Here is a 15,987-nt window from a genome sequence, read left to right as displayed (position 1 = left end):
CTTTGAATGGAATTAGTTAGCTGCATCTTCCGCAGGTTTCTTGGCCGTGTTGCTCTCAGCAGGTTTCTTAGTTTCTGTTGCTGCTTGCTGCGGTGTTTTGGCCGAAGTACTAGCAGGCGCGCTATTTCCAGTTGATGCTGGTGTAGCGTTTTCTACAGGTTTGGCAACGACTTCTTGATCAGGCTTAACTTTTGAGCCACCTATGACGACCAGTTTTTCACCTTCTTTGAGACCGTCAGTTACTACCCAATTACCGTTATAAGTACCATTCACTGTGACAGGGCGTACTTTGATTTTATTGCTTTCATCAACGATATAAACCTGAGTCTCACCTTTGACAGAGCGTGTGACCGCACTTTGTGGTACCAGTACCGCATTGTTGATCACACTTTGGGTCAAGCGTGCGCTGACATACATACCTGGTAGTAGAATACTGTCACTATTTGGGAAGATTGCACGTAAGGTGACAGCACCTGTTGACTCATCAACCTTTGCTTCAGACAGGGCCAGTTCGCCACTGACAGGATAAACCGTACCATCTTCTAATACCAACTCAACGGTATTCAAGCCCGCTTGAGCCTTGCCAGCAGAAATCTGTTGACGCAGTTTAAGTAGCTCGGATGAAGACTGGCTGATATCGACATAGATAGGATCTAGGCGTGAGACAGTCACTAGTGGATCAGCTTGACTTGCGCTAACCAATGCACCAGCAGTAAAGCTCGAACGATCGCTACGACCTGATATTGGGGCACGTACTATAGTGCGGTTTAGATCTAATGAGCTGGCTTGCAAACCAGCTTTTGCGCTTTCAATACCTGCTTTTGCACTTTCAATACCTGCTTTTGCTTGACCAATAGAAGCATTGGCACTTTGTACAGCAGCTTGAGCCGTACGGACAGTGGTTACCGCTTGTTCATATTGTTGTTTAGAGATGGCATTGATTTCGACCAATCCGCTCAAGCGCTGCAAGTCGTTTTGAGCTTGAGACAGTGTGGCTTGTTGGCTAACCAGATCAGCTTGTGCATTGACACTATTGGCCACTGCTGTCTGATAGTTGGCCTCTGCCTGTTGTACGGCTGCTCGACCACTCGTCACAGAAGACGCATAGTTGTCTGTATTAATACGATAAAGTGGTTGACCTTTTTTGACTGTACTTCCCTCACGGAACAGTATTTCGTCAATGACGCCATTAACCTGTGGGCGGACATCTGCAGTCTGATAGGCTGAGGTACGACCAGAAAAGGTTTGTACTTGTGGTACGGTTTCAAAGGTTACGGTCTGTACGTTGACGACGGAGGGTGGCATTTGCTGCTGTGCGGCATCCCCAGCGGCATCTTCGTTACTGTCACAGCCCACCAGTACAGCTCCAGATAGTACAGCTGCTATTACAAGCGCAAGATAAGAGTGCTTCATCAATGTCCTCGTCAATAATATAATTGCGGTATAAATAAAAGAGTAATAATCAATAGTAGTGTTCGAGATATTGTTATTTGTTCTATAGTCATTCCACTATAAAAGTATGACAGCGTTAACCTCGCTTGAAGTATCATATATACATCTACGCTCGGTTGCCTTGTACTACTTTTAAATTGAATCGACTGTATGACAATCAATGCTAAGCGTTATGAATAATATACATAGGCGTTATAATATTGATTGTTTAATAAATATAAAGATGGCTATTGGTACTAAATATATAATTAAATAGTTAGATTTAGCCAATAAACATAGTCCGCTATTATAAACTAAAGGGTTAACCCCACAGTCAAGCTAATAAAAACAGATATTCTGAAAAAGAAAGCCACATTTGTTCTCATGAACTGTACAAACATTGAAGGGGTAAGCATCACAAGAGATAACGTTTACCAAAGCGTAACGTTGTGACAGCGCAATATAGTGTTGTTTTTTTGTTATATAGTCTATTTTTATATACATATCTGAGATTGTGCTTAAGAAATGTTGCGCAGACAGCAAAAATGTGATTTTAGCAATACCTAAAAACATCTTTAACCTGAGCGAACGTACATGGTGTATCAATCAAAGCCTCTTGATCAAACATTATCCGACCGTCAAAACAATTCTTACACGATTATAGTACTGCGAGGATTTATAAAACTTAAAGAAAGGTAACGATTCAGCTAACATACCGGTTCTTAAAAGTATGAATTGTTAGCTTTCCATGCATTAGTCACTAAAAATGCTACCCAAAAAGGAGCCGTCTTAATCAATCAATAATAAAGACGACTCACATTTAATTATACTAATCGAGCGCTAGCAAGTTCAGTCAATTGATATAAGCCTGTGCGATAGCGGTTGTCAGGTAAAGTACTAAGGGCGTCTTGAGCCAGCTTGGTTTCTTCCAACGCGCGCTGTTTGCAATAGTCTAGAGCGCCTGAACGACGTACCAAGTCAATAAGTTGTTCAGCGTTTGGTGTCTTGCCTGTCTGCACAGCAATACGTAGCTGCTCATAGCCTTCGGTGTCGCTGTTTTTTAGCAGCTCAAGTGCTTTGATGGTTGGTAGCGTAGGTTTGCCTTCAGCAAGATCATCGCCTAGGTTTTTTCCCATCACTTCACTATCGCCACTATAGTCGAGCACATCATCGATAATCTGAAAGGCGTTGCCAAAGTGTTGACCAAAATCACCCAATGCCGCCATGTGCTCTGTTTTATCTTGCAAGATAGCCGCCCCTTGTGTGGCCATCATAAACAGACGCGAGGTTTTGCCATCGATAATGCGCAAATAGTCATCTTCTGTGGCAGTAGGATTATGCTGATGCTGTAGCTGCAACACTTCACCTTCAGCAATATCACAGGTGCCATCTGAAAAAACTTGCAACAATGGTAAGCTTTGAAAGCCGACCAACAGATTGAAGGCTCGGGCAATCAAATAGTCACCGACCAGTACGGCTGTGGCATTATCCCATGTGGCATTGGCGGTTGGCTTGCCACGACGCTGACCTGACTCATCAATGACATCATCATGAACGAGCGTAGCGGTGTGCAGCATCTCGGTGATTGCTGCTAAATGCATGGCTTTTTCTGATGGATTGTCATTGAACATGCGTGCACACAACAACGTAATCAGCGGGCGCATACGTTTACCGCCAGCATTAATCACATGTTGCGAGACGCTCATTACCAATTGAACTTTGGAATTAAGACTACCGAATACTTGCTTGTCCATGATTTCAAAATCATCAGCCACGATACTTTGGATATCAGCATAGTTAGGTGTTGATTGAGTCATTGAATCTGTATTATTTGAAGGGGTACTGGTCATAATAAATAGTCATATTAATAAGAGTAGAAAGAGTTTTTAACCTTGACGCTTTTTAAACTTGATGCTATGGCAGGTAAGGCGTTTTTCTATAATAGCATAGCTCTGTCTCTAAATTGTTGGTTAAAGTATTTAGAGAGCAGCGCGATTATCCTTTATACCATACCTATAATACATAGTTATTGGCATAACACATTAAAATCAATTTAAATGATAACTATGTAAATCTAGCTATCTCTGTTGTGTTTTTATAGGCAGGCATGAGTGATAAAGGGCTATAAGTAACTGATTATATAAGTTATAATAACGGCTGTTAGGCATAAACTGTTATTCATTATTTTTATGCTGGCTGTTTTTTATTGAGTAGTATCTTAGATACGTTCACAATCAACAGCTTATATAGTAATAACGGATACGGTTATTAGGGTCTGTTGAACATTCAAATGTGGTGCTGGCGGTCACTATTTTTTAGACAATATGCAGTGAAATTTTTGATGCCTAGTCATTCTAGGTTAGACAATTTCGCCATATATTGGCAAAAAATAGTACTGCCCCAAAGGGCTGATGCTAAAATCCCCCCAAACGTTGTTACAAGCCTAGCTAAGGTCTCGACATTATCGTCGACTTGCGCCTAGTTTGGTGAAATTTTAGCGATCAGCAGCCCTAATATTTGAATGTTCAACAGACCCTAGTGTAACCACCTTACAAAAACAAGATGAGCGGCTTGCTTTTATGAGCAAAAAGCCGTAAAATCTTGCCTTTAATTTTTCCCTGTCGTGTTCGTCGTAAAAGCGTTGGTATAACATCAGCCACGGCACACGGGTTAAACGGAGTCATACAATGTACGCAGTAATCAAAACTGGTGGTAAACAGCACCGTGTAGTCGTCGATGAATTGCTTAAAGTTGAATTGCTAAAAGCAGAAAAAGGCGAAACAATCAAATTTGAAGACGTATTGATGGTTGTTGACGGCGATAACGTCAAAATCGGTCAACCTGTCGTTGAAGGCGCTAGCGTAGAAGTTGAAGTTGTTGAGCATGGTCGCGGCGAAAAAATCCGTATCATCAAGCACAACCGTCGTAAGCATTATCACAAAGAACAAGGTCACCGCCAATGGTACACCTTGTTAAAAATCAAAGCCATTAATGCCTAATTACCCATTTAGCAATTATTGCTAAACAGTGCACTAAATGCTTAAGAGTTATCGCATCAGCGGTAAGTCAAATTAACAAGGAGATTTTCTCATGGCACATAAAAAAGCTGCCGGTTCGAGCCGTAACGGTCGTGATTCAAACCCAAAAATGCTAGGCGTAAAAATCTTTGGTGGCCAAGCTATCACAGCTGGTAACATCATCGTTCGTCAACGTGGTACAGAATTCCACGCAGGCGAAGGCGTTGGCATGGGTCGTGACCATACTTTATTTGCACTGAATGACGGTGTTGTAAAGTTTGCGACCAAAGGCAAATTTAACCGTCGTTATGTGACGGTTGAAAACGCATAATTATCTATTTAAGTCATTTTATTCTTTGAATAAAATGATTGGATAATTAAAAAAGCTCCTATTGCCTTATGGTAGTAGGGGCTTTTTTTACGTGTATTCATTCTTATTGAAGCTTGCCAGAAGTAGTGAAAAATAATAAGAAAAACGGCTCATACTACTTAATAGTGTATAACCAATGCGTTTACAAGCGTGTATGGCAGGCGTAGTAATGATTGCAAATCATGACTAGGCGCGCAATAAAAAAACTGGCACACTGTTGTCATTGTTTATGGGCACCAATTTTATATTGGTCAGATAAGCACTTATAGAAAACAAAAAATTTAATGAGATGTTTTACTTTTAAGCGACTATTTTTTAAAAGCTACTATGCTTTTTTAGAGAGGATTTATAATGACTTTATCAATGAACAAATCAATCAAACAAAAAATGATGAACGGTGCTTTAGCGGGTGTATTAATGACATCGCTTGGCGTAGCAGCTCCTATGATTGCGATGACTCAATCGGCAACGGCAGCCCCTGCAGATAACTTGACCGCTGCTAAGCGTTTGAACACGCTTTTGACCAACACTAAGAGTATGACAGCCAACTTTACCCAAACGACTAAAGGGGCAAACAGCGGTACGTTTAGTGGCTCTATGAGCGTTCAACGTCCGAATAACTTCCGTTGGGAAACAAAATCGCCATCACAGCAGATAATTGTTGCCAATGGTAGCTCAATGTGGGTTTATGACAAAGACTTGGAGCAAGCGACCAAGCAAAACGTCGATAGCCAAGTAGGTAACACTCCAGCACTATTGCTATCAGGTGATCCGAGCAAAATTGATCAGAACTTCAAAATCACTCAGCCATACTCTAATAAAAACTACTATGTGCTCTATCCAAAATCAGATAGTGCTAGCTTCAAGAGCTTATCAATGAGCTTTAGCGGTGGTAAGCCAGTGATGATGGTATTAAACGACAGCCTTGGTCAGACCACATCGATTAAGTTCAGTAATATCAAACTGAATCCAAGCATCAGTAGCAGTCAATTCAAATTCACACCACCAGCAGGTGTTGATGTTATCAATCAATAACAATCAATCACGACGCTGTAGTTAGTGATTCAATAAAAAAGGACAAATCTTAAGTGATTTGTCCTTTTTTGTGGCAGTGAGTAGGGCTGTATCTTTACAACGATATTGTGTGTTGAGTATATTCAAAGATTTAAGACATGGCTTTGATAGCATTCATATCTGGCATCGGTGGTAATTCATCTAAATCACTCAATCCAAAGGCATCTAAAAACTGCGGTGTGGTGTGTAGCAATGCAGGACGACCTAACGTATCTTTATAACCGTCTTCCTTGACCCAGCCTTTATCAAAGAGCTGCCTAAGTATGTTGCTCGATAGCGTCACACCGCGTACATACTCTATGTCACTACGGGTGACGGGTTGTTTGTAAGCAATGACACTTAACGTCTCTAGTAACGCTTGGCTGAGGCGTTCCTGACGTTGTGGAAAGACAGTCTGAATGAGGGCGCTGTAGTTATCTGCTATTTGTAATCGATAGCCACTAGCGGTCTCGTGTAAGCTAAGTACACCCGTGTCCAATCGCGTCTGTAATAATGCGAGCGCTTGTTTGAGATCTTTGGTAGATAAATTCAGATGCTTCTTTAATACATTAGCGGTCAGTGGCGTTTCTGAAGCATGTAACAGTACTTCGATATCTTTGCTGATACTTTCAAATCTTTGCAGCTGATCATTAGGCAGTGATGAGCGTCCGGCTGCTGATATCGATTTTTGTGTCTTATCGTTTAGTGCCATGTCGTTTGGTGTTATGTAATTTGGTACTGTGTCATTTAGTGTCATGTCGTCAATATCTACCATCGAGAGTATGCTCTTTTATAAGTATTGTATTTTTCATATAGGGCAGGTTAAATATAGTCGGTTCAATAGCATCTAGATAAAAGGAAGGCGAGTGAAATTACGACAAGTAGCAGACTAACACCGTATCCAGTTTATAGAGGATCGATTATATGGCTAAGCCAACCACTGCAAGGTCAACGGCCCAATGTACGAGTCGTTTTCAGAACCACTATCAGCAGTGGGGTTGCTTGCTAAATCAGTATCCACGACACCGACTAACTGCCGTTTTATTAGCTCTAATACCGCGACGAAACTGACCACCACACCTATCTTACCTTGTGCTTTGTCCAATAACTCATAAAAAGAGCGTGCACCATCAGTACTGAGCTGCCGACTGATACTTGCGATACGATCAGCAAGCGGTACAGCATCGACCTTAATATTGTGCATCTGATAGTCGGGCTGTAGCTGCATTTTAAACAAACTATCAATTAACAAATTTGGTGAGTAGTTTGGCAGTTCGGTATTCATGATTTCTTGACTGGGCATACTCACCATGGCCAAAAACACATCGCGCTCAAGACGAACCAAATTGTCTAGGCGCTGACTGGCTACCTTAATCTGAGCATAAGCTTCAAGACGTTCAATCAATTCTGCCTTTGGGTCGCGCTCATCGGTAGGTGCTTCTGGTTTAGGCAGTAATAGCTCTGTTTTGATGGCGATTAACGTCGATGCCATCAGTAGATAGTCACCTGCCAATTCAAAATGCTCAGTATCTAACTCACCAATGTATGCCAAATACTGCTCAGTGATGGGCAGTATTGGCATCTGGGTCAGATCAACATTGTTCTTTTTGACCAAATACAACAGAAAATCCAATGGTCCAGCAAACTGCTCTAGCCAAATGGCAAAGGCTTGCGGTGGCACATATAAATCTTCTGGCAAATGTTGTACTGGCGTCTGATAAATACGCAACGACATATCATGAGCGTTGGCAGAGGATACTGGTATCATTTCTGGTACATGGTATGTCTTCAATGGATTACTTAAGCTTGGCAAGTGGACGAATACCAATGGCACGGCGAGTCTTGTCTAGTTGCTTACGGCTATGACGACGTGCTTTTTCTGCGCCCATTTGTAAGATTTCTTCAAGTTCTTTCGGATTGGCCATCAGTTCTTGATAACGCTCACGGAATGGGGCGATTTCATCGTTTATTTTTTCAAACAAGGCTTTTTTTGCATCGCCCCAACCAATACCAGCTGCAAACTTCTCACGCATATCAGCAATTTCTTCAGGCGTTGCAAAAGCTTTATAAATCTCAAAAATAGCAGAGTCATCAGGATCTTTTGGCTCTTCAGGCAGCTGCGAGTTGGTGACGATTTTCATGATGGCTTTATGCATCTGTTTTTCGGCGCTGACTTGCGGATTAGAGTCACCAAATAGAGGAATGGTATTGCCATAGCTCTTACTCATTTTACGGCCATCAAGTCCCGTCAATAACGGGATATTGTCATCAACGACAGCTGATGGTAGCGTGAATAAGGTTTTGTAACGATGATTAAAAGTACCAGCAATATCACGCGCCATTTCGATATGCTGTATTTGGTCGCGGCCAACAGGCACATGAGTAGCATTGAACATCAATATATCAGCTGCCATGAGCACAGGATAGCCGAATAGCCCCATATTGATACCTTGATCAGGATCGACATCTTCTTTGTCCATATTGATATCGACCGCTGCTTTATAAGCGTGAGCACGGTTCATCAAACCTTTGGCACATGAGCAATTCAATACCCATGCTAGCTCTGGAATTTCAGGCACGTCTGACTGACGATAGAAGGTCACACGCTCTGGGTCTAGACCACAGGCAATCCAGGTCGCGGCAATCGCTTTGGTTGACTCATGAATGATAGCGGGATCGTAACAGCCAATAATGCCGTGATAATCTGCCAAAAAGAAAAATGCTTCATCGTCACTGTTTTGAATAGCTTGGATGGCTGGACGAATCGCACCAACATAATTACCCAAATGTAGGGTGCCAGTTGGTTTAATACCAGTCAAAACACGCTTTACAGCTGCTGCCTCAGTAGAGGTTTGATTGTTAGATGTACTATTACTAGTCATAGGAAATCCGTTATTTTGTTTATCAAATTATTATAAATGCGTTGTTATTTATGAGTCGATCATATTGAAAATATTGGTCACAAAGTATAACAAACTTTTCGACCATTTTTCTTTGGAATAACGGCTACTTATAGATATCCGTGCGACCTTTCGGACCATGTTTAAAGCGCCGATGAAACCACATCCACTGGGTGGGATCGATACGAATAAGCCCTTCTAAGACTTCATTGATCTGAGTGGCATCAGCGACTTCATCATTACTTGGATAATTACTTATCTCAGGCGTAATCGTCAGATGATAATGCGGACGTTTACCACTGGGTAAATTGTCAGGCGTTTGACGATAGGTATGTAGTGCCATGAACACTGGCGAATGGGCCTTATCGCCTAATTTAGCCATACGTCGTGAGGCAGTAATAGTGGCAGCTGGCACACCGAAAAATGGTGCCATAACACCTTGTTTAAGACCATAGTCTTGATCAGGAGAGTACCAGATAACGTGTTTTTCCTTGATGGAGCTGACCAAACTCCGCATATCTCGACTGGAGATTTGCTTACCAAAGATATTGGTACGACCGTTATAAATGAACCAATCTAATAAAGGATTATTTTGCGTACGATACATACAGTCTAAGGCAAAAAACTGAGCACAAAACAAGCCACCCAAATCAAGCATCGTATAGTGGGCGCCAAGCAAGATAACTGGACGGCCCTCATTTTGGGCATTAACGAGATGCTGAAGTCCGGAAATAGAAACCGTACGAGTAAAGACGTTGGGACGAAACCAAGCACACAAGGTTTCAAACACTCCAATACCCTGATTGACAAAGACTTGCTTGGCCATCAATTCACGTTCAACTTCCGGCTTTTCTGGAAAGGCCAGCTTAAGGTTAATCAACGTATCACGTCGGCGTGAGCCTGCTACTTTATAAAGTAAAGTACCCAGTTTACGACCTAGCCAAAACTGATAGCGTAAGGGTAAGTAAATCAGTGGCAATACCAAAGCGAGCAATAACCATATACCCCAGTATTTAGGCGATAAAAACTGCCATTCAAAGGGTTTCTTATCCGCTTGCGCTGTACGCTTATGGGTTTGCGTAATCGTTGGCGTACCAGCAGGTAGTGCCGGTGACTTAGCCGACGGCTGTATGCTCGGTGAAGGCATGCTGTCTTTTGAAGGTTGCTTACTAGGGTCGTATTGTTCGGGCGCTTTCATAATATCCTTTTGCAGCACTTTTATGGCATCGGGTTATGGCATCTTATAGCATTGTCACTATTGATGAAAAGTTATTATGATAATGGGGTAGTGGCAACGGGTTTACAAGTTGCTCTTTGGCAAAGTAACTCCATAAACATGCTATGAATTGGCGTATCTATAAAATATGAAAGATAACGCTCTATCTAATAAATAGCCATAAAAAAACCTTACAAGCTGCGAACAGCTTGTAAGGTTTTGCAAATCTACTCTTTCATTTAATGCGAATACTGTTGCTCTGAGATAAAGACAACAGTCGCAAAAAGATAAGAGATAGCTTTGATTAACGTTTTGAGAATTGTGGACGTTTACGTGCTTTACGTAGACCCAATTTCTTACGTTCAACTTGACGTGAGTCACGAGTAACAAAGCCAGCTGCTTTTAGAGCAGGTTTCAAAGCTTCGTCAGCTTCGATTAGCGCACGAGTGATGCCGTGGCGGATTGCGCCAGCTTGACCACTAATACCACCGCCTGCAACAGTTACATATAAGTCATATGCGTTAGCAGAGTCTAGTAGTTCTAATGGTTGACGTACTACCATGCGTGAAGTTTCACGGCTGAAGTATTCGTCAAGTGGCTTGCCGTTAACGACAATGCTACCAGTACCTTTTGATAAAAAGACACGAGCAGTAGAAGTCTTACGACGACCAGTTCCGTAATTGCGTTCCATAAGTGTATCCTTAGATGTCTAGTGCTTTAGGTTGCTGTGCTTCATGTGGATGTTCAGTACCCGCATATAGTTTCAGCTTCTTGATCATCGCATAGCCAAGAGGGCCTTTTGGAAGCATACCCTTAACTGCTTTGTGTAGAACATCTTCAGGCTTATGTGCAAGCAATTTACTGAAGTTAGTTTCTTTGATACCACCTGGGTAGCCACTGTGACGATAGTATTTTTTATCTTGTGCTTTTTTACCCGTTACCGTGATTTTGTCAGCATTGATGACAACAATAAAGTCACCAGTATCAACGTGCGGTGTAAAAGAAGGCTTATGCTTGCCACGTAAGCGAGTAGCAATTTGAGTGGCTAAGCGACCAAGGGTTTTGCCGTCAGCATCTACGACATACCAGTCATGGGTCACTTCAGCTGGTTTTGCACTAAGTGTTTTCATGATAAAACCTTAAAATTAGAATTCGTTGAGAGTTTAGCTGGGAACGGGGCTCTCAAAAAACAGACTGCACATTATAAGCAGTAGAGCCTACGCTTGCAAGCTGCATTAGGGTTTATTTTTGCCTTATATACATTTAACTGCAGCGTTTGGCCAGTTTTAAGCGGTTTTAGACATTTTTAGTGGGTATTAAATGATTTCTCAAACAAGACAAATTACATAACCGTCAATGTTATGTTTGGTAATCACCGTGCAATTATGACGATGATAGCCGATAAAGTCCAGCGACAACTTGTCCGACTTTGGTTTGTTTCAAGCATTCAAACGCCATGACCTCTAGGGTTGTCTGCGCTTGAGCAGTTAAATTATTATTCAAAATATTTGCCAATTGCTGCAGTTGACTCTCTAAATCTTTGTCAGCTTCCAAATAAATGAGCGTGTCAGTATCAATTAATGTTTGAGTCATTAGGGCTGTCAAAATTGGTTGCCACAGATCTTGAGCATAAGGCGGGTCAATGAACACGATATCAAAAGTTTGCGGGACGACTTGCTGCTGGCTCAAGACTTTCTCTGCTGTGCCAGTGATGATTTGATGGCTGTCAGCATCAATGCGCAGTTGTAAAGCGCTTTGGCTTAGCATGTTGCTTTGCGCAGCATTCATTTCAATGAAAGTGCAGTGTGCAGCGCCACGCGATAAAGCTTCGAAGCCTAACACGCCACTACCTGCACAGCTATCCAGCACATAAGCCCCATGGATATCAGCCAGTAGCCAATTAAACAATGTCTCGCGTAGGCGATCAGGCGTTGGTCGTAAACCTTCTGCGTCGATAAAGCCCACAGTGCGGCGTTTAAATTGACCACCAATGATACGCACATCGCCACCAGCAGATGCCTTTTTTGCTTTATGGCTTTTTTTAGTATCTCGGCTGCTTATAGACTTTTTCATGATGTTTTCTCGCTGACCGTCTTTTTATTCAGGCGTTGCTGCTTCTGTTACAGTTTCAGTTTGCTCTTTTAGAGCCTGCTCTTCTTTATCACGCAGCGCATCCCGCAGCGCTTTATCAAATGCCTTTTGACGTTTGATGGCTTTCAACTCATCAGCTGTTGGCGGCAGTATAGGGTTGGTTTTGCGTTGTAAGACCCAGTAATCAAATAGGGCACGACCGATAGGTGCAGCGACGGTACTACCACCACCACCGTTTTCGACCAATACAGCAAGGGCAATCTGAGGGTCTTCTACTGGCGCAAAGCCATTGAACCAAGCATGATCCCAATGTCGCTTATCTATTGCGGATTTATCATAACGCTTACCCTGTGCAATCGATTTTACCTGAGCTGTACCTGTTTTGCCGGCGATACGATAACGAGGGGTATAAATACCGTGTGCAGTACCACTTTTGACAGTGTTTTCCATAGCATCGTGCATACGTAACCAATCAGAAGGCTGGCCGTTGTATTCAATTTTGCCATCAGGTTTGGTGATAACTTTGACCTCTGCTGCACCATCGCTATTTTTTAATAAGTGCGGCGTAATATGATAGCCCTTATTCGCCGTCATGGCTGTGGCATTGGCCACTTGCAGCGGCGTGGCTAGAAAATACCCTTGACCGATACTGACGGAGATGGTTTCACCTGGTAACCAACGTCTATCATAAGTGTCTTTTTTCCATTTTGGCGATGGCATGACACCTGACTTTTCATTAGGCAAATCAATCCCTGTTTGCTCACCGAAACCAAAGCGTATCATCCAATCATGTAGACGTTGTATGCCCATCTCGTAGGCCAACTTGTAGTAATACGTATCTACTGACTGCATGATTGATTTTTTGAGGTCTACCGTGCCATGTCCGCCTCGTTTCCAATCACGAAAACGATGTGAGTCACCTGGTAAGCTAAAATAACCGGGGTCATAAATAGTCGTGTTCCAGTTGCGCAGACCATAATGAATACCGCCCAAGCCTTCAAAAGGTTTGATGGTAGAGCCGGGTGGATACATACCTTGCAAGGCACGATTGTATAACGGCTGATCAAGATCATCGCGCAAATCACCGTAGTCTCTAAAGGAGATACCCGAGATAAAAGGATTGGGATCATAGCTTGGGTTACTGACGAAAGCCAATACATCACCATTCTTTGGATCGATTGCGACAATGGCACCGCGACGACCATCTAGTTGCTGTTGGGCGATCGTTTGTAAGCCATAGTCCAAGCTCAACGTAATATCGTTACCTGCTACAGGAGGCTTGGTATCTAATTGACGGACAATATTGCCAAGGGCATCCGTTTCGACTGATTGATAGCCCGGCTGTCCGAGTAAAATATCTTCATAGTAATCTTCGATACCAATCTTGCCGATGAGGTCAGTACCAGCATAGCGTTCTTTATCAATACGTTTGCTTTCTTTGTCATTGATACGACCGACATAGCCAATGACGTGTGCAAATAGTTTGTCATAAGGATAAGAGCGCGTTAGCTTACTCTGAATGCTGACACCACGAAAAAAGGGCTTACGTTCACTAAACTGTGCCAGTTGTGCATCAGTCACGTCGATTTTGATCGTGACAGGGTCATTTTTGCTTTTGCTCAGGCGCGCCAAAATATCAGTAATGTCTTTTTCTGTCAGATCAAAAATAGGTGCGAGTAGCTGTAATGTACGCTCTGGATTTTCAACTTCGTTGGGGCTTAACATCGCCGTAAATACGGGTTGATTGTCCGCGAGTATGACCCCGTTACGATCATAAATGTAGCCACGGCTAGGCGGTGCAGATATCAGCTTGATTCGATTGTTATCAGCTTGTGTGGTGTACTTGTCATGGGCGTAGACTTGTAGGTAGCCATAACGCGTTATCAGGCCGCCTAAGCCAATGAATATTAAAAACCCAAAGACAATGATACGGTTGGTAAAAATTCGATTGACCTGATCGGTGTTGGGAGTTATCGGTTTATTCATATAAAGTCAGAGCCCAAACGGTCAGTAAGTCAATTAAAGAGAAATAAGATAGGCGGGGTCGTTAACCAAAGTGCGGTGAGCAAAAAGGACAATACAAAGGATTTCAAACACATAAGCGATATGGTTGGAAATGATGACATATACAATCTGTCTATAGATATTCGTTGTCACTTAATCACAAATTATAACAGAACAAACGCGAGGACGCAGTACTTCACTGTCTGTTTTGTCTTTATTATTGGCACATCAATGATAGCTTATATTTCTGCGTTTGCCGTCTGAGGTGAACGATAAAACGTGTCATGTCTGGTCACAACTTGGCTAGGGTCTACGTGTGCTAATGGATAGCAAGTATGCTAAAATCAGGCGGTTTATTTTATAGTCATTATTATGGGTAGAGCGTGTGTTTGTGCAGCGTTCTAATGTGCTAACGGTATGTTATTAGCAACGACAATCAACCTGTCAGGGACAAGATAAGTCATGGACACAACTTCATTGTGGCAGGCGATAGCTGAGCACCCAGAGTTCTTTGCCATGCTAACCATTCCGCCGGTAACGGCATTCGTTACTTGGATACATGTGTGGATGGCGCTCAAAATGCTGTTTTATCCGGTTAAGTTTTGGGGTATTCGTATTCCTAACTTTCCGTTTTTTGGGTTGCCGGGTATTGGCTGGCAAGGTATCGTACCGCGAAAAGCTGGCAAGATATCAGGTGTCATCGTTGATCAGACGCTGTCAAAACTGGGCTCGCTTGATGAGTTCTTTCAGGCGATGGAACCTGAGCAGATGGCCGTCTTTATCACTGATACAGTCGATAAAAACCTTGAGGCACTGATTGATGAAATTATGCTGGATCATTCGCCTGCGCTGTGGGGCAATCTGCCTTATGCGTTAAAGCGTCGTGTCTATGCCCAAGCACACCAAGAGCTGCCCAATATTATGCAGTCGTTGGTGACAGACTTGACCCATAATGTCGAAGACTTGGTTGATATGCGTAAGATGATCGTCAACACGATGGAGGGTGATCGTCGGTTGATGGTTAATATGTTTTTAAAGGTAGGCCAAAAAGAGATCGATTTTATTTGGCATATCAGTGCCTTGATTGGTTTGATTTTCGGTCTTATCCAAATGTTCATATTTTTGGTAGTACCGCAGCATTGGACAGTGCCGTTTTTTGCAGCAATTTGGGGCTTTCTCACCAATTGGATCGCTATTTGGATGGTTTTCAATCCGGTCGAGCCACACTTTATCCCCTATGTTAAGTTTTTTACTGTACAGAGCCATTTCCCATTTATAAAACCACAGATACCGCGTATTGATCGATACCGTCTACAAGGTGGCTTTATGAAACGTCAGGAGGAAGTCTCTGAAGTTTTTGCTGAGATTGTGGTAAAGGATTTGGTCACGCTTGAAAACATCATGAATGAGATGATGTATGGTGACCGTGCTGTGCAAACACGTGAGCTGATGAAGTCACATTTATATAAAGTATTAGAGTCGCCGGTGATTAGTACGACGTTGCGCGTGGGATTGGGTCGCCGTGAGTATGGTCAATTAAAAAACACGATTATAGATAAATCCATTGTCGCAACGATGGTGCCACTGCGTGATCCTGAGCTGAATGAGAGCCGAGCGAGTAAGATATTTGGGCTATTTCGTGATCGTATCCGTGCATTGACGCCAAATGAGTTTCAAAATTTATTGCGTCCCGCTTTTCGTGAAGACGAGATGACGCTGATTGTATTGGGTGGTCTGACAGGGTTTTTGGCTGGTTGGCTGCACCTTATTTTGGTCTTTTTTCCATCGACTTAACCAGATATTAAATTTTATGCGCTTTATACACATCGCATACAGAGTGGATACAAAAACGTGACAAGTTGGCGCTAATGTACCATGCTGTAAGCGTCTCAAGCTGCAAGGGCT

Annotated in this window: 14 protein-coding genes; 4 read left to right on the top strand and 10 right to left on the bottom strand. The window is 42.6% G+C overall.

Translation table 11 applies throughout. The annotated features are described in order from the left end of the window. Positions 1-12: 12 nt before the first annotated feature. Entirely contained in the window at positions 13-1,413 is a 1,401-nt protein-coding gene (locus AAEY75_RS12770; RefSeq protein ID WP_352259738.1) for an efflux RND transporter periplasmic adaptor subunit, read from the bottom strand. An 842-nt stretch (positions 1,414-2,255) separates the two neighbouring features. Beyond that, complete coding sequence (locus tag AAEY75_RS12765; protein ID WP_197216859.1) at positions 2,256-3,281, bottom strand: polyprenyl synthetase family protein; 1,026 nt, start codon at positions 3,279-3,281, stop codon at positions 2,256-2,258. 837 nt (positions 3,282-4,118) lie between these two features. Here AAEY75_RS12765 and rplU point away from each other — a divergent pair. The 3 genes from rplU (at position 4,119) to lolA (ending at position 5,853) form a co-directional block, all read left to right on the top strand. Beyond that, entirely contained in the window at positions 4,119-4,430 is a 312-nt protein-coding gene (gene rplU / locus AAEY75_RS12760; protein WP_110922591.1) for a 50S ribosomal protein L21, read from the top strand. 91 nt (positions 4,431-4,521) lie between these two features. Continuing rightward, on the top strand, positions 4,522-4,779 hold the full coding sequence (gene rpmA, locus AAEY75_RS12755; protein ID WP_021813611.1) for a 50S ribosomal protein L27: 258 nt from the start codon (positions 4,522-4,524) through the stop codon (positions 4,777-4,779). Between the two features lie 390 nt (positions 4,780-5,169). After that, positions 5,170-5,853 (top strand): outer membrane lipoprotein periplasmic chaperone LolA, encoded by a 684-nt coding sequence (gene lolA, locus AAEY75_RS12750; protein ID WP_110922592.1) that lies wholly within the window; start codon positions 5,170-5,172, stop codon positions 5,851-5,853. Between the two features lie 130 nt (positions 5,854-5,983). Here lolA and scpB read toward each other — a convergent pair whose 3' ends face one another. The 8 genes from scpB to mrdA all read right to left on the bottom strand — a co-directional run bounded on the left by scpB (position 5,984) and on the right by mrdA (position 14,064). Next, complete coding sequence (scpB, locus tag AAEY75_RS12745; protein ID WP_352259783.1) at positions 5,984-6,583, bottom strand: SMC-Scp complex subunit ScpB; 600 nt, start codon at positions 6,581-6,583, stop codon at positions 5,984-5,986. Positions 6,584-6,799: 216 nt separating this feature from the next. Then, on the bottom strand, positions 6,800-7,639 hold the full coding sequence (locus AAEY75_RS12740) for a segregation and condensation protein A (RefSeq protein WP_352259782.1): 840 nt from the start codon (positions 7,637-7,639) through the stop codon (positions 6,800-6,802). Positions 7,640-7,667: 28 nt separating this feature from the next. Then, positions 7,668-8,753, bottom strand: a complete 1,086-nt coding sequence (locus AAEY75_RS12735) for a tryptophan--tRNA ligase (RefSeq protein ID WP_352259737.1) — start codon at positions 8,751-8,753, stop codon at positions 7,668-7,670. A 124-nt stretch (positions 8,754-8,877) separates the two neighbouring features. Beyond that, a complete protein-coding gene (locus AAEY75_RS12730; RefSeq protein ID WP_502944408.1) occupies positions 8,878-9,969 on the bottom strand; it encodes a lysophospholipid acyltransferase family protein in 1,092 nt (363 codons plus the stop codon). A 322-nt stretch (positions 9,970-10,291) separates the two neighbouring features. Then, positions 10,292-10,678 (bottom strand): 30S ribosomal protein S9, encoded by a 387-nt coding sequence (rpsI, locus tag AAEY75_RS12725; RefSeq protein WP_110922597.1) that lies wholly within the window; start codon positions 10,676-10,678, stop codon positions 10,292-10,294. 10 nt (positions 10,679-10,688) lie between these two features. Continuing rightward, the gene (gene rplM / locus AAEY75_RS12720) at positions 10,689-11,117 is read right to left on the bottom strand and encodes a 50S ribosomal protein L13 (RefSeq protein ID WP_010199223.1); all 429 of its coding nucleotides are present in this window, start codon (positions 11,115-11,117) and stop codon (positions 10,689-10,691) included. Positions 11,118-11,370: 253 nt separating this feature from the next. Continuing rightward, positions 11,371-12,060, bottom strand: a complete 690-nt coding sequence (gene rsmD / locus AAEY75_RS12715) for a 16S rRNA (guanine(966)-N(2))-methyltransferase RsmD (RefSeq protein ID WP_352259736.1) — start codon at positions 12,058-12,060, stop codon at positions 11,371-11,373. Positions 12,061-12,084: 24 nt separating this feature from the next. Next, a complete protein-coding gene (gene mrdA / locus AAEY75_RS12710) occupies positions 12,085-14,064 on the bottom strand; it encodes a penicillin-binding protein 2 (RefSeq protein WP_352259735.1) in 1,980 nt (659 codons plus the stop codon). Between the two features lie 480 nt (positions 14,065-14,544). Here mrdA and AAEY75_RS12705 point away from each other — a divergent pair, with 480 nt between their 5' ends. Then, complete coding sequence (locus tag AAEY75_RS12705; protein ID WP_197099958.1) at positions 14,545-15,876, top strand: DUF445 domain-containing protein; 1,332 nt, start codon at positions 14,545-14,547, stop codon at positions 15,874-15,876. Positions 15,877-15,987 lie beyond the last annotated feature (111 nt).

The sequence above is a fragment of the Psychrobacter sp. TB55-MNA-CIBAN-0194 genome (genome assembly GCF_040309505.1).
GTDB lineage: Bacteria > Pseudomonadota > Gammaproteobacteria > Pseudomonadales > Moraxellaceae > Psychrobacter > Psychrobacter fozii.
The sequence above is the reverse complement of the archived record's forward strand: the minus strand, read 5'-3'. Positions and strand labels throughout refer to the sequence as shown.